Annotated in this window: 14 protein-coding genes; all 14 read right to left on the bottom strand. The window is 60.4% G+C overall.

What is annotated here, in order from left to right; translation table 11 throughout:
* Position 1: 1 nt before the first annotated feature.
* On the bottom strand, positions 2 to 1,426 hold the full coding sequence (locus AC6HU3_RS06850) for an ankyrin repeat domain-containing protein (RefSeq protein ID WP_497473033.1): 1,425 nt from the start codon (positions 1,424 to 1,426) through the stop codon (positions 2 to 4).
* Positions 1,427 to 1,438: 12 nt separating this feature from the next.
* Positions 1,439 to 3,457: an elongation factor G gene (gene fusA / locus AC6HU3_RS06845; RefSeq protein ID WP_497473032.1), complete on the bottom strand. Its 2,019-nt coding sequence runs from the start codon at positions 3,455 to 3,457 to the stop codon at positions 1,439 to 1,441.
* A gap of 51 nt (positions 3,458 to 3,508) precedes the next feature.
* Positions 3,509 to 4,858 (bottom strand): transcription termination factor Rho, encoded by a 1,350-nt coding sequence (rho, locus tag AC6HU3_RS06840; protein WP_497473031.1) that lies wholly within the window; start codon positions 4,856 to 4,858, stop codon positions 3,509 to 3,511.
* Positions 4,855 to 5,517, bottom strand: a complete 663-nt coding sequence (locus tag AC6HU3_RS06835) for an HD domain-containing protein (protein ID WP_497473030.1) — start codon at positions 5,515 to 5,517, stop codon at positions 4,855 to 4,857. Before AC6HU3_RS06835 ends, rho begins: the two co-directional genes overlap by 4 nt.
* Positions 5,492 to 6,199, bottom strand: coding sequence for a geranylgeranylglyceryl/heptaprenylglyceryl phosphate synthase (locus AC6HU3_RS06830; RefSeq protein WP_497473029.1), 708 nt, complete (start codon positions 6,197 to 6,199; stop codon positions 5,492 to 5,494). The genes AC6HU3_RS06835 and AC6HU3_RS06830 overlap by 26 nt, the downstream gene beginning before the upstream one ends.
* A gap of 16 nt (positions 6,200 to 6,215) precedes the next feature.
* Entirely contained in the window at positions 6,216 to 7,427 is a 1,212-nt protein-coding gene (locus AC6HU3_RS06825; protein ID WP_497473028.1) for an NAD(P)/FAD-dependent oxidoreductase, read from the bottom strand.
* Entirely contained in the window at positions 7,411 to 8,361 is a 951-nt protein-coding gene (locus tag AC6HU3_RS06820) for a DUF4340 domain-containing protein (RefSeq protein ID WP_497473027.1), read from the bottom strand. Before AC6HU3_RS06820 ends, AC6HU3_RS06825 begins: the two co-directional genes overlap by 17 nt.
* On the bottom strand, positions 8,358 to 9,821 hold the full coding sequence (locus tag AC6HU3_RS06815) for a GldG family protein (RefSeq protein WP_497473026.1): 1,464 nt from the start codon (positions 9,819 to 9,821) through the stop codon (positions 8,358 to 8,360). The genes AC6HU3_RS06820 and AC6HU3_RS06815 overlap by 4 nt, the downstream gene beginning before the upstream one ends.
* Positions 9,818 to 10,528: an ABC transporter permease gene (locus AC6HU3_RS06810; protein ID WP_497473025.1), complete on the bottom strand. Its 711-nt coding sequence runs from the start codon at positions 10,526 to 10,528 to the stop codon at positions 9,818 to 9,820. The genes AC6HU3_RS06815 and AC6HU3_RS06810 overlap by 4 nt, the downstream gene beginning before the upstream one ends.
* Positions 10,525 to 11,448: an ABC transporter ATP-binding protein gene (locus AC6HU3_RS06805; RefSeq protein ID WP_497473024.1), complete on the bottom strand. Its 924-nt coding sequence runs from the start codon at positions 11,446 to 11,448 to the stop codon at positions 10,525 to 10,527. Before AC6HU3_RS06805 ends, AC6HU3_RS06810 begins: the two co-directional genes overlap by 4 nt.
* A 150-nt stretch (positions 11,449 to 11,598) precedes the next feature.
* Complete coding sequence (locus AC6HU3_RS06800) at positions 11,599 to 11,889, bottom strand: hypothetical protein (protein WP_497473023.1); 291 nt, start codon at positions 11,887 to 11,889, stop codon at positions 11,599 to 11,601.
* 14 nt (positions 11,890 to 11,903) lie between these two features.
* A complete protein-coding gene (locus AC6HU3_RS06795) occupies positions 11,904 to 12,095 on the bottom strand; it encodes a hypothetical protein (RefSeq protein ID WP_497473022.1) in 192 nt (63 codons plus the stop codon).
* A 105-nt stretch (positions 12,096 to 12,200) separates the two neighbouring features.
* The gene (locus AC6HU3_RS06790; protein ID WP_497473021.1) at positions 12,201 to 12,461 is read right to left on the bottom strand and encodes a hypothetical protein; all 261 of its coding nucleotides are present in this window, start codon (positions 12,459 to 12,461) and stop codon (positions 12,201 to 12,203) included.
* Between the two features lie 187 nt (positions 12,462 to 12,648).
* Complete coding sequence (locus AC6HU3_RS06785) at positions 12,649 to 13,746, bottom strand: integrase catalytic domain-containing protein (protein WP_497536298.1); 1,098 nt, start codon at positions 13,744 to 13,746, stop codon at positions 12,649 to 12,651.
* Positions 13,747 to 13,918 lie beyond the last annotated feature (172 nt).

Below are 13,918 nucleotides of genomic sequence, written 5' to 3'. Positions count from 1 at the left end.
TTCAGGGGATTCTCCCATAGGCCCCCCGCCGGACCCCATACCGGCTCAGAGCCTGAGCCACCAGGGTGTTTCCAAAGGCCTCCGCCACATCCAGGGCGGACGCCCCTGCGGGCACGTTGCGGAGAGCCCGCGCGGTGCGCGCCTGGGGATCGGCTCCCGCCCGAACCAGGAGGTCCAGGATATCCGTGGCCCCCATGGCACAGCACGCCACCACGTGGATGGGGGTGAGCCCCTCCGCGTTCCGGAGATCCACCCGGGCACCCCGCTGGAGGAGATAGCGCACCACCGCCGTTTGTCTGCCACGAATCGCCGAGAAGAGGGGCGTTTCTCCCCTGTGAACGTTCCGGGCGTTCAGATCGGCGCCAAGAGACAGAAGGGTTTTCACCGCCTGGAGCTTTCCGTAAAAGGCGGCATAGTGAAGGGGCGTATTCCCTTTCGGGTCCCGAATATCCACGGGAAGGCCTTCCTGGACCAGAAAGCGAATCAGGTCCGGCTGGTTGGCCACCGCTGCGAGATGAAGGAGAGTCAGGCCGTTCTTGTCTTTGTATCGAAGGGTTATCACCCCTTCATCCAGAAGACGAGCCAGTCCCGCCACATCCCCTGTTTCCAGAACTCGGGTGAGGGACGGTGTGCGGGGCCGGGAAGGTTTCCGCGTAGGCGTTGGGCGAGCAGTCCCACCCTTCCGGGCCGGCGCAGGGGAGGCGGTCTCCCGGACAGAGCGCTTGTGACCGGGGAACAGGATTTCCAGACGCCCCTCACACGTCTTGAGGTCCACCACCGACTTCTGAGAGGTTCCGTTCACCTGAACGGTGTAGGGTTGTTGGCCGTTTCGCAGGATCCGGAGCACCCCTTGCCGGGGAAAGGGGCAGGGGTTGGAGGTGCACTCCACCGGGCGCTTTTCAAAGAACATCTGCGCCTCCGAAGGGAGAAGCACATCCACCAGGCACACCTCCACCAGCGTGTCCTTTACCTGACCGTCCAGAGCCGGCGGAAGAGGAATCCGGGCCACGGGCACGGTGGGATTGCTCCGGAAAAACACTCCGTAAAGCCCCGGAGGAAGCTCCACGGGTTCGCCCATCCATCCTGCCCAGGTCGGCCGCCCCTGTGGGACTTCTTCCGCATCCCGGGATGGATCATACACCTCCACCGAGAAATCGGTTCGCTCCGGACCCGACGAGGCATCAAACGTCTTCAGCTGAACGAACAGCAGCGTGTCTTTCACAGGGGGAGAAGTCCGAACCTGGAGGAAAATGGTGGGGCCACGCTGAACGGAAAGGACCGTCCAAACCCCATAGGCCAGGCCACCGAGGAGGAGAAAAACCAGGAGGAGTTTCCCCACCGGAGGACGGGGCTTCTCCTCCCCCTTGCCCGCCTGCTGAGTCTGGCGGAGGCGCTCCCGCAGGCGGGCATCCATCCGCTCTTCCATACCCACCTCCTGTCAGGCTTCTTCTTCCCGCTCCCTCTTGAGCTGTTCCACCACCCGGGATGCGATCTCCCGGGGCACCTCGTCGTAATGGTCAAACCGCATGGTATAAAATCCCCGCCCCTTCGTGAGGGACCGGAGACGGGACCCGAAGCCCTGCATCTCCGCAAGGGGAACATGGGCTTTGATGCGCTGGTATTTCCCTTCGGCCTCCATCCCCAGAATCCGGCCCCGACGGGCGTTGAGCTCCCCCATCACATCCCCCATATAGGCTTCCGGGACCACCACCTCCACGTAATACACGGGCTCCAGAAGATAGGGGTCGGCTTTGGCCTCCGCATCCTTGAAGGCCAGACTCCCTGCAATTTCGAAGGCCAGGTTGGACGAGTCCACGGGGTGGTATTTTCCGTCATACAGCGTCACCTTCACATCCACCACCTTCACCCCGGCAAGCACGCCGCTTTCCATCGCCTTTTTCACACCGGTTTCCACCGCGGGACGGAAGTTCTGGGGAATGGCGCCGCCGAAGATCTCGTCCACCCACTCATAGCCACCTCCACGGGGCAGGGGCTCGATCCGGATAAAGCACCAGCCGTATTGTCCCCGGCCACCGGTCTGTTTGACGTACTTGCCTTCACCCTGAGCGGGTTTGCGGATGGTTTCCCGGTAGGGAATTCGGGGCGGACGGGTGGACACCTTCACGCCGAACTCCTCCCGCAGACGGGAGAGAATCACGTCCAGGTGGGTGTCCCCCAGACCCCGGAGGATGGTCTGTTTGAGCTCGGGCTCATAGCCGAAGGTGAAGGTGGGATCTTCTTCGTTGAGTTTGTGAAGGGCGTTGGAGACCTTCTCCTCGTCCTGCTTCGTCTCCGGCACAATGGCCACCGCTTCCAGAGGTTCGGGAAGGGCAACCTCCGGCAGACGAACCGGAAAATCCGGAGCCGTAAGGGTGTGGCCCACCTTCGTGTGCTTGAGCTTCACCAGGGCGCCAATGGCCCCAGAAGAGAGGCCGTCCACCTCTTTTCGCTCTTTCCCCACCAGTTCATACACCTGGTTCACCCGCTCCTTCTGATCCACCTGAACGTTCAGCACCTCCGAACCCGCCTTCAGGGTTCCCTGGAACACCCGCACCACATACAGTTCGCCCAGGTGAGGCTCATAAAATACCTTGCCCACATAGGCCACCACCGGGGCGTCCGGATCGGCCCGGAGTTCCACCTCCTCGCCGTCCTTTTCGGCACGGGGGAGGTTGGCCTGATCCGGCCCGGGGAAGTCATGAACGATGAAGCGAAGGAGTTCGTCCACACCCACCCCCGAGAGGCTGTCCACAAAGAGAATGGGGAACAGTTCCCCCGCGTCCATCGCCTTCCAGATCACGGGCTCCAGCTCGTCCAGGGAAATGGGTTCGTCCGCGAGATATTTTTCCATGAGTTCCTCGTCGTGCTCCACCACGTCTTCCAGAAGCTCCGTACGGTAGACCCGGGCCGCCTCAGGAAGACTGTCCGGATCGGCCTTGAGAAGGGGCAGAACCTCCGTGAAGGCGCTTCCCACCCCCACGGGATACACAAAGGGGACCGCCCGGTTGCCGAAGGTCTCCCGGATCTGGTTCACCACCTCCTGCCAGTTGATCTCGTCACTCGCCCCCATTTTGGTGACCACGAAGGCGCGGGGTTTGTTCATCTCGGCGGCAAACTGAAAGGTGCGTTCCGTTCCCACATCCACACCGGAGGTCCCGTCCACCACGATAAGGGCGTTGTCCACCAGGGCAAGGCCCAGACGAACGTCCCCCTCAAAATCGAAGAAGCCGGGTGTGTCCACAAGATAGATCCGGTGATCCTCAAAGGATGTGGTGGCCACGGACATCCGGAGGCTGATTTTGCGCTTGACTTCTTCGGGATGATGAGCCAGAACGCTGGTTCCTTCCTGGAGGTTCCCGAGGCGGTTCGTGATCCCCGTTTTGAAGAGGATGGCCTCACCGAGGGTGGTCTTTCCGGATCCCTGATGACCCACAAGGGCAACCGAGCGGACGTTCATTGCAACCTCCTTGTTGTTTCTGCCCAAATTCCCCCGGAACCACACCGGGGTTCAGGGTGAAAGACGATGGTTGTCCGCTCTGGAGGCCTCGGCTTCCTGGCCGCTGAACTGGGCCAGGAATTCCTGGTTGTTTTTGGTGGTCTTGATATACTGCAGGAGGATCTCCATGGCATCCACGGGATCCTTCCCCGACAGGGCCTTCCGGACCCTCCAGACCACCTTCAGCACATCGGGGGGCAGAAGCATTTCTTCCCGGCGGGTGCCGGACCGGTTCAGGTCAATGGCCGGGAAGATTCTCCGCTCGGCGAGGCGGCGATCCAGGATGAGCTCCATGTTGCCGGTTCCCTTGAATTCTTCATAGATCACATCGTCCATCCGGGATCCGGTTTCGATGAGGGCCGTGGCAAGAATGGTGAGGCTCCCGCCATTTTCAATGTTCCGGGCTGCGCCAAAAAACTTCTTGGGCTTCACCAGGGCGGTAGAATCGATCCCGCCCGAAAGGGTCCGCCCCGAGTGGGGAGTGGTCACGTTGTACGCCCGGGTGAGTCGGGTGAGGGAGTCCAGGAGGATCACCACATCCTCCCCCTGTTCCACCAGCCGTTTGGCATATTCCAGCACGGTTTCCGCCACCCGGGTATGACGTTCGGGAGGCTGGTCAAAGGTGGACGAGATCACCAGGGCATCCACCTGACGTTCAAAGTCGGTCACCTCTTCCGGCCGCTCATCAATGAGGAGCACGATCACCCGGGCTTCCGGGTGATTTTTCAAAATGGCATGGGCAATTTTCTGGAGAAGCACCGTCTTCCCGGCCCGGGGCGGCGAAACGATCAGTCCCCGCTGACCCTTTCCGATGGGCACAAACAGGTCCACAATCCGCAGGCTGGGGTCGTTCTCCTCGGAAATCTCCAGCACAAAACGCTCAGTGGGATAAAAGGGTGTCAGGTTTTCAAACAGCGGGCGAGACTTCAGCACGGGGTCGTCGGGCGGGAGGCCGTTCACCGATTCGATCTTCACCAGCGCCGGGAATTTTTCCTTGTCTCTGGGACGGCGGGCAAACCCCACAATGAAATCACCCCGGCGAAGGTTGAACCGGCTGATCTGGGACGCAGCGACATACACGTCGCCAGGCCCCGGATAGAAATCGTTCTCCTTGCGTCGGAGAAAGCCAAAATTCTCCGAAGACGATTTGTGAACCACCTCCAGCACCCCGCTCACCAGCTCGAGCCCCTGGGCTTCCAGAAGTTTCTCCAGGATCCGCTCTGCGAGCTCGTGTTTGCGGAGGCTGGCATAGGAGGGAATTTCCAGCTCCTTGGCCATTTCGTAGAGTTCCACCACCCGCTTGGACAGCAGGTCTTTCAGGGAAAGGTTCACCGTTCCCCGACTTTCACGAACTTCGCTCATGACATCTTCACCCCGTTTACATAGAGTTCATACTCACAACCCAGAACCTTGGCGGCTTTGGACGCGATGAGCATCCGGGAAAGAAAAATCTGAAAATATTCCATCACCGGCGCGATGTCGGTGTCAATTTCGATCCGATACTGCACCACACGCCGCTCTGCGTCCACCTGGATCTCCGAATTGGTGGCGGCATAGTTCACCCGATCGTGAATATCCTGGCGGATGTCCCCGATGGGCCGCACCCGGGATCGGTGCACATCCGCCTTGTCCGCCAGAATCAGGGCAGCAGCGATTTCCGAAACCGGATAACCGTCCTCCTCGTGGTGGTTTCCGATGGCCCGCACCACCTCCACCACCTCATCCAGACTCATCCCCATTTCGGTGAGGATTTCATAGGCCAGGATGGCACCGGTCTGGGCGTGGTGGTCCCGGTTGAACACGTTGCCGATGTCGTGGAGATAGCCCGCGATTTCCGCAAGCTCCGCTTTGCGCTCTGGAAACTTCAGTTCCCGGAGAATCATCCCCGCCCAGCGGGCCACGACGGAAAGGTGACGAAAGCCGTGCTCGGTGTAGCCCAGTGCGGCCAGATTGTCATCCGCCTTCTGGATCAAAAGGTGGACCTTGGGATTGGCCTTAACTTCCTTCAGTGTAATGCGCAAGGTTGTCCTCCAGCTCTTCAAGGATTCCGGGCGACTCCTCCACCACCGTGCCCAGCACCACACCGTCCGCCCCCGCTTTCAGGGCCCGGTCCACCTCCTCCACCGTCCGGATACCGCCTCCCACCAGCATGGGAAGCGCCACGCTGTTTCGCACCTTCCGGATCACTTCCGGAGGAATGGGGTGTCCTGCCCCGGACCCCGCCTCAAGATACAGGAGCCGAAACCCCAGAATCTCGGCGGCCTGGGCGTGGGCGCTCACAAGTTCGGCCTTGGCGGACGGGATGGGGCGGGTTCCGGTGACAAAACTCACGCTGGTGTCCACCCCTTCGCCCACCAGCAGATAGGCGGTGGGGATGGCTTCCAGCCCCATGGCCCGGACCCAGGGGGCCGCCTTCACCTGCTCCTCGATAAGATAGCGGGGGTTGCGCCCGGAAAGCAAAGATAGATACAGCACCGCATCCACATCCGGCACCAGCTGATAGCTTCCGCCCGGAAAGAGCAGCAGGGGATAACCGGTCAGCATGGATCGCACCTCTTTCACCCAGGCTCCATAATCCGGTCGCTCCAGAAAGCTCGTTCCCACCAGCACCCCCCGGACCACCCTGCGGACTCCGGGGCGGGCAAGGATTCCAGCGAGTTCCCTCAAATGGTGATCCCGGTCGGGATCCAGAAGAACGAACACCCCCCGGCGCGGTGGGTCAAAGAGCGCTCTGTATAAGGTCGACAATCGCCTTCTGCCCCCGTCGTGCCACGAACCCAAGGAGATCCGGCGCACTCCGGATCACAATCCGGAAAATCTCCCAAGGATCCAGCGTTGTGAGAAGCAATCCATCCAGGTGTTTCTGGAGGATGCGGTGAAGATGGAGGAGGTCCTCCTCCGATAGTGTAAAGAAGAAATCCCGAATCTTCAAGGCCAGCTGATAGTCCCTGCCGAAGGTGCTCCAGAAGCGGTCGGGATAGGCCCGCAGGCGTTTCTCCGAAAGGTCCCCCGCTTCCAGGGCTTCCAGTGCGGTTTCCGCTGCCATCTTCCCCGAAAACATGGCCATGGGGATCCCGCCATCGCTCACCGGATCGGCCAGCCGGGCCGCATCCCCCACCAACATCACCCCATCCCCCCAGAATTTCATCCGGTAACCTCCCGTGGGGATGGCACCGTTGAGCCGCCACACCACCCGGGCCCCGGGAAAATACCGGGCAAGCATCGCCTCCAGAAGGGGCTGACTCCGGTGGGGGGGGAGCACCCCCAGCCCCACATTCCCCACCCCGTCCCGCTTGGGAAACACCCACCCGTAGCCGAAGGGGGCAAGTTCATAGCTTACGAAAAACTCCATCCGGTTGGCCCGAATGGAGGGGTGGGTGATCAGGACCTGGGAGGCGTAGTGGACGTCGTTTTCTCCAGTTTCCACATCCAGGCCGAGCTGACGGCCCACCCGGGAGGCGGGACCATCCGCCCCGATCACAAGATCGGCCGTGATCTCCCGTATCGCTCCCTCATACAGCACCCACAGGCGGAATGTTTGTCCCTCTCGCCGGATCTCTTTGAAGGTGGCGCCCGTGCGAAGGTCCGCCCCCGCAAGGGCAGCCTCTTCCGCCAGGTACCGGTCAAAGATCACCCGTTCCAGGACATACCCCGCATGGGGCGCCCGGATGGTGAAATCCGAACCGTCCGGCCCCACCATTCGGATCTCGTGGATCTCCGTGGCCACAAAACGGGGGTCGGGCGGAACAAAAGCGGTCAGGGACTGTCGGGAAATGCCTTCCGCACACAGAAAGTTCTTTCCCACGTCCTTGGACTTTTCGAGAAGCAGGACATCCACGCCCCCCTGGGCGAGCACCCGGGCGGCCGTGCTCCCCCCGGGGCCCGCCCCCACCACCACCGCTGTGTAATGTCCCTTAAGATCCGTGCTCACCCGATGTTTCCCCTGTCGTCTCCGCCTGTGTGGTATCCCTCGCCACCAGGCTGTCGGGCAGAATCCAGATGTTCCCCTCAAAGTGAGGACGGTTCACCCCGTAGAGGGAAGGGTCTCCTTCCCGAACGGCGGGCAGATAGGACCGGTTGGGTCCCACGGCGTGATCGGACACCAGCAGGCGTTCGGTGTCCTGCGCCGTGATCACCTCCACCCGGTAGGCCGGATCGTCCAGTCCCAGCGTATCCCGATCGAGCGTGTCCAGATAGGTGAAGCTCGAGAGCCCCAGCAGTCGCTTGAGCCAGAGGGTGGTTTTCTGGCTGTCGGCGGGCATGCCGTTCACCACAAACCCTTCGTCTGTGCGGACCAGATCCAGGCGGTCGCCCAGCCGGACGCGCTGCACCTCATCCACCGTGGCGTCAAAGAGCTTTTTCCTGCGCCAGGCGGTGGAGTTTTCGATGAAGCGGGGCTTCCAGTTCCCCCGCACCAGAAGCACGTCATCCGAATCGGCCAACCGCACAAAGGTCTGGTCAAACGTAGGACCGGTTTTGCCCACCACGATCCGGAGGGGCGTGCGGGCGAACACCTCCACCGTCAGAGCCGTGGAATCCAGCTCATACCGGGCGAGATCCCCCCGGGCCCACACCACGCCCTTCACCCGCGACAGGTCCTCCACCAGGGTGTTCACCCGGTTTTCGTCCGCGGGATACAGAAGGCTATCCACCCGAACCCACCAGTGGCCGTCTTTCCGGACCAGCACCACCGAGAGGGAATCGCCTTTCCCCCAGCGGAGGCTGTCCACTTCCGCCGGAGAAAAGGACCAGACGACCTTTTCCTCCAGGGCGCGGGAAGACCGCCGGAGGGTGAACTCCACCCCCACAAGAACGATCCCCAGAACCACGGCAAGGGGGAACAGAACACGGCTGTGGCGTTTCATGCTTCACCTCCCCGGCTGCGACGGCGAAGGAAGACCACACCCCACAGGGCCACCACCAGCGCCATCCCGAAGGTGTTCAGGAACTTGATCCAGAAGCGGGCACGGTCCGAAAGGGGCGGAAGAGGCACAAAGGTGGCGGATTTGGCCCGGATCTGGGCCAGGAGATCCCCGAACACAAAGTGATCCACCAGGTTGGCCACGAACACCAGGTTTTCCGGATACCGGGAAAGGAATTCGTTCTGCAGAATGTTCACGCTCCCCACCAGGGCCATCCGCTGTTCACCCGCGCTGTCCTCCCGGGTGATCATGACCGCCAGGGGATACTGCGCAAAGGTGGACGGCGGGTTCTCCCGTGTTCCCGGCATCAGGTTGTAGGGCGGCGAAACCACCCAGGCCCGGGGACTGGAAGCAAGGAGCACGGTGACCTCCCCTTCGGCACCGGCCGTATCGACCGGCGAAACCCAGGGAAGGACCACGGACTGGAGCCCCCGGGTCACGGGATGCCGGAGAAGGCCCTCCCGCTGAACCACGATCCAGAAGGGATACCGGACGGCAAACACCTGAAAGCCCTGCTGGAAGGTGGCGAGATCGGACACCACATCCTTGACCAGACGGTTTTCGAGCCTCACCCCCAGAAGGGCCTTCAGGCTATCCAGCGCCGCTTCAGGCAGGGGAATGGCGGAAAGCCGCTCGAGATCCACCGGATTCGTGGAGGAGGTGAACACCAGGAGGGGTTTGCCTGACGCCACGAAGGCCCGGAGTTTTTGCATGGTGGAATCGTCCATGGTCCGCCATCCCACCACCAGAAGGAGATCCAGATCCTCCGGGATGGACGGGGGAAACACCCGACGGACGCGGTAGGTTCGGCGGAGGTAATCCTCAAGGAAGGTGATACTTCGGCCGAAACTCGCCTGCGCCACCAGGATCCCCACCTCTTTCTCCTTCTCCTGGCTCATCTTCAGAATCCGGCTCGTGATCTCATATTCCAGGTTCTCCACCTCCGTGAGGGCGGGGATGGCCGATTTTTGATCGGCATACAGAAGGGCCAGGCCCAGATAGCCGTTGGCCACCTTGAGTTCGTCCTTTTCCATCACGTTAAACTGGATGGGGCTCACCCCGTGCTGGCGGGCCTGGCGCTCTTTCTCTTTGTCTTTGAGGGGATCCACCACCTCAAACACGAAGTGGCCTCCACTGCGGGCGGCGTATTCCTTCAGGAGATCTTCGGTGGCCTGGCGGATGGGGAGAAGGGCCGGAGGGAGATTGCCGCTCACATAGAAGATCGCCCTCACTGTCCCCTGAAGGGAGTGGAGCACCTCCGTCGTCGCAGGCGACAGGGTGGACAGCTTGTTCCGGGAGAGGTCCAGACGCAGGGGGAAATGGCGGAGCAACAGCCCCCCCTCAAGAAGCACCACCAGGAGAAGCACGATAGAAAGTGCCGCTTCTTTCTTCATCCCTTTCATCGCCGAAGCTCCAGGCTCCAGAAGTTGGCATACAGGAAAAACCCGATAAAGGACGCAAAATAGAAGAGATCCCGGAGGTCCAGCACGCCGCGGGACAGGGCATCAAAGTGGCCCTGGAGGGAAAGGGCCGCGATCACCCGTCCCACCGCCGGAGGGAAGCTCTGGACCAGCCCACCGTAGCCCAGAAGGAAAATCAGGAAGGCCGCGGTGATGGTGAGGAGAAAGGCGGAGAGCTGACTGGCGGTGAGGCTGGAGAGAAAACTCCCCAGGGCGAGATAAGCACCTCCCAGGAGCAGAGCCCCCAGATATTGCCCGACCACCACCCCCCAGTCCAGCGGTCCCAGGAAGGTGAGGGTGAGGGGAAGAGGCAGGGTGAGAAGGAGCCCCAGCCCCAGAAAAGCCACTGACGCCAGATATTTCCCCAGAATCAGGGCGGGGAGGGGGATGGGGGCCGACAGAAGAAGTTCCAGCGTGCCCAGGCGGTGTTCCTCCGCCCACAACCGCATGGAGAGGCCCGGGAGAAGAAGCACAAACAGGAGGGGAAACATCTGGAAGAAGGCCCGGAGGCTCAGCGCGCCCTGGACAAAGAAGTCCCGGAAGAAGATCCACTGGCTCACCACCAGGAAAATCACCAGGAAAATATAGCCCATGGGTGTGCGGAGATAATCCATAAACTCCTTGAGAAAAACCGCCCGGAAGGCCTTCATGCGGAAACCTCCTCTTTTGTGAGACGCACGAACACGTCTTCGAGGGAGAAGGTTTCCCGATAGAGCTCCAGCAGGGTGAGGTTGTGCTCCACCGCCCAGCGGAACACCGCCTCCCGGGGATCGGTGCCGGTACCCTCAGGCAGGAACGAAAGACGCACGCCGTCCTCCGTTTCTTCCACCTGGAGGTTTTGGCCCGCGGTGAAGTGCTCCAGGGCCTCTTGGATGCCTTCTCCCCGAACCAGGGCGAACACCCGGGCCCCTGCAGCCTGCTCGGCCAGGGTGCGGGGATCTCCTTCGGCCACAATCCGGCCTTTGTGGATGATGATCACCCGCCGGGCCAGGGCCTGGACTTCCGGCAAGATGTGGGTGGAAAACAGCACGGTTTTCTTCTCAGCAAGCCGCTGGATAAGTCCCCGGATCTCCAGGATCTGAAGGGGATCCAGTCCGGTGGTGGGCTCATCCAGGATCAGGATGTCGGGGTCGTGAAGAAGGGCGGCCGCCAGACCCACGCGCTGGCGGTATCCCTTGGACAGGTGGGCGATGGGGCGATCCAGGACGTCCACGATGCCCGTGGTCTCCGCCACGCGGGGAATGGCCCCTGTGTCCTCCACTTCGTAGATCCGGGCGCGGAAGGTGAGGTATTCCCGCGGGGTGAGGTCGGTGTAGAGGGGGTTGTCCTCGGGAAGATAGCCCATGTTTCGCTTGGCCCTCAGGGGATCTTCGGCGAGGGATATGCCTGCGATCCGGATGGTGCCTTCGGTGGGGTAGAGGTATCCGGTGATCATCCGGAGGGTGGTGGTTTTCCCGGCCCCGTTGGGGCCCAGGAGTCCCACAATTTCCCCCCGTTCCACCGTGAAGGAAATGCGATCCACGGCCAGGACATCACCGTAGCGTCGAGAAAGGCCCTGCACCTCAATCATCGGCGCACTCCTTGTTGAGCAGGCCCGAACGATACGATCTCACACCCCCTTCCCACTTCGCATGAACCCAACATCCACAGAAGGTGATGGGGAAAGCAGATCGTCATGGATTATAGACCCGGAAGAAAGTCCGGTCAACCGGCCTGAAGTTCACCCATGAGTTCGGACACCTGGGAAGAGGGATTGGATGAACGTGTGGTGGACACGTTGAATCAAGGATCTCCATTCTTTGGGCGGCAATCGCCATTTCTTCTCAAGCAGGATAAAAGGTTCGGAAAAGCGTTTCCATCTTGCAGAGCCTGTACGACGGAAAAGTTCCTGACGCACCTCTCCTCCAAGAAGCAGCACAATGCCGTAGATCAGAAGCAAAAATCCTACCAGCTTTTCCATCACCGCTTGTTTCTTGCTCATCACATCTCCCAACCCCAGCAGGCTTTTCATGTCCCAAAACGTCCTCAATCTCCATCCGCCTGCGGAAAACCCTCCGCTTCTTCAGGTTCCAGTGTGGTCATCCCATCAAGGTCACCCGCCCCCACGCCCACGTTGACTAACGAATACTTTCCGGGGTCCCCATGGCGTTTCCTGAAGGAAACGCCATGGGGTGAGAGATGGCGCAGGAGAGTCGTATAGCTGAATTCCCGGTCCATCACAAGGGGACGATTTCCAGAGAACCTTCCAGGAAAGAAGCGCCTGGATGTGGACGGCATTTCGTGAGTTTCCCGTATCTTTGAGGGTTCTTGAAGAGAAGGTGGTCATGGCAAAGGGGATGGCGCGTCCTCGCAGGAGAGCGAAACGAGGAGCCAGAAGCCGCGGGTTTTGCCATCTTTCAGGGTCCCGACGTATTCTGTCTTGCGGGCCTGGGGTCTTTCGATTTCGGTGACGTCGGCGATCACGAAAGGAGCGGTTTCGGGGAAAAGCCTCCAGAGGGTTTCATGGGGATCAAAGTGTTCGAGGAAGCGCTGGATACGCTTATACGCGGCACTTTCAGAAACGCCTTTCATCTTGCGAGCCATGGAAGAGATCCGCAGTGATCGGGCCTCCAGGAAAGCGTATCCGAGGGGAAAGTATACAGCTTTCCCCCGGAGGATCCCCACCTCCCTTTCACCCCTGTCCGAACTCTTGTCCGGAGATCAGAACCGGCACCCGTATTGCCTCACGAGAAAATCTATTCGAACCTGAGTCGTTGCCTCATGAGAAAATCTATCCCAACACATGGAGATCTTCCTCCGCAGGCTCTGGAGGTGTGGCAAAGGAGAAAAGACGCTCCTGTAGCGAGAGAATCCGTTTCCTTAATTGAGCCACATTGAGCTGAGCAAATCGCTCCCGAAGGTTCTCCTTCACCTCCTCCGGTACCCTCGGATCTTCCAGCACACGCTGATAGGGTGTCTTCGGCGTGTCATACCTCTTCCGGACTTTCGAATCCACCCGCTCTTTCTCCACCAGCTTCATCGTCGGTTTGAAAAAGTTGACGAAAATGGAATACAACCGCTCCACCTCTTCCAGCACCTCCAGTGCCTGGGGCGTGTCATACCGGAAATGCCCCACCAGCCTCCGCGCCACATGGCTGTTCTTCTGTTCCACATAGCAGTTGTCGTTTTTCTCATAGGGCCGGGATCGGGTGAAGGTGATCCCCTTCTCCCTGCACCATGTCATAAGATGATGGTTGATGAAGGAACTGTCATTGTCGCAGTCAATGCCCTTGATGGGGAAAGGAAATCGCTCCACGAGAATTTCCAGCGCCTGATGGGTCCATACCCGGGCGCGGTTCTTCACAGGGTGCATCTCCGTCCAGCCGGTATGGACATCCGTTGCCACCAGGGTCAGAGCAAAATCTCCCTTTGCACTTCCTCCATCATGCCCCACCAGGTCGATTTCGATGAAGCCGGGTTCGGCTTCGTTCCAGTCGGCGAAGGTTCGGATGGGGATCTGGTGTTTGAGGTGTTTCCCCGGACGGGCAGGATCACCCCACGAAATCTCTTGGAGATTTCGTGGGGACCCCGAAAAAATCTTGAGGGCTTTTCGGATGTGCGAAGTGGGAGATGGAGAAGAGTTTCTGTCGGACGGTGTCGGTGATCTTGAGGTATCCTTCTTGTTCCAGTTTGGGGACGATCCAGGGGAGGGCGGCCTTGAGGAGGCGACTGCATGGGAAGTCCAGGATGGTCCATAGAGCAACGAGGGCTTCCCGAATGTCTTCGCCGTAGATGGGTTTGCGTTTTCGCTGGATTTTGATGTTGGGATCAGCGACGACACGGATGCGAGGGCCGTTGGGGGTATGGAAAGTGACGGTTTTTCGGGCATTTCGGAGGAGGAAAGAGGCATAGGCGCGGTTGTAGCCGGTGAGGGAACAGAATTCGTCCAGGATTCTATACGCTCACCCCATGAAATTCCTGGCAGAATTTCATGGGGACCCCCGAAAAGCAGGCAAAGATTGATTTTTACGGGCCCCCCTGCGTTTCCGCGCGGAAACGCA

The sequence above is a fragment of the Caldifarcimen microaerophilum genome, from assembly GCF_055387105.1.
Note: the sequence above shows the minus strand (reverse complement) of the source record. Positions and strands in the feature narration are given on the sequence as shown.

Bases quoted from the DNA above. Each gene is read 5' to 3' on its own strand.
- AC6HU3_RS06815 (WP_497473026.1), bottom strand. From the start codon at position 9,821: ATGAAAGGGATGAAGAAAGAAGCGGCACTTTCTATCGTGCTTCTCCTG.
- AC6HU3_RS06810 (WP_497473025.1), bottom strand. From the start codon at position 10,528: ATGAAGGCCTTCCGGGCGGTTTTTCTCAAGGAGTTTATGGATTATCTC.
- AC6HU3_RS06800 (WP_497473023.1), bottom strand. From the start codon at position 11,889: ATGAAAAGCCTGCTGGGGTTGGGAGATGTGATGAGCAAGAAACAAGCG.
- AC6HU3_RS06805 (WP_497473024.1), bottom strand. From the start codon at position 11,448: ATGATTGAGGTGCAGGGCCTTTCTCGACGCTACGGTGATGTCCTGGCC.
- AC6HU3_RS06785 (WP_497536298.1), bottom strand. From the start codon at position 13,746: ATGCCCGAAAAACCGTCACTTTCCATACCCCCAACGGCCCTCGCATCC.
- AC6HU3_RS06790 (WP_497473021.1), bottom strand. From the start codon at position 12,461: ATGGCTCGCAAGATGAAAGGCGTTTCTGAAAGTGCCGCGTATAAGCGT.
- AC6HU3_RS06820 (WP_497473027.1), bottom strand. From the start codon at position 8,361: ATGAAACGCCACAGCCGTGTTCTGTTCCCCCTTGCCGTGGTTCTGGGG.
- fusA (WP_497473032.1), bottom strand. From the start codon at position 3,457: ATGAACGTCCGCTCGGTTGCCCTTGTGGGTCATCAGGGATCCGGAAAG.
- AC6HU3_RS06795 (WP_497473022.1), bottom strand. From the start codon at position 12,095: ATGGACCGGGAATTCAGCTATACGACTCTCCTGCGCCATCTCTCACCC.
- AC6HU3_RS06850 (WP_497473033.1), bottom strand. From the start codon at position 1,426: ATGGAAGAGCGGATGGATGCCCGCCTGCGGGAGCGCCTCCGCCAGACT.
- rho (WP_497473031.1), bottom strand. From the start codon at position 4,858: ATGAGCGAAGTTCGTGAAAGTCGGGGAACGGTGAACCTTTCCCTGAAA.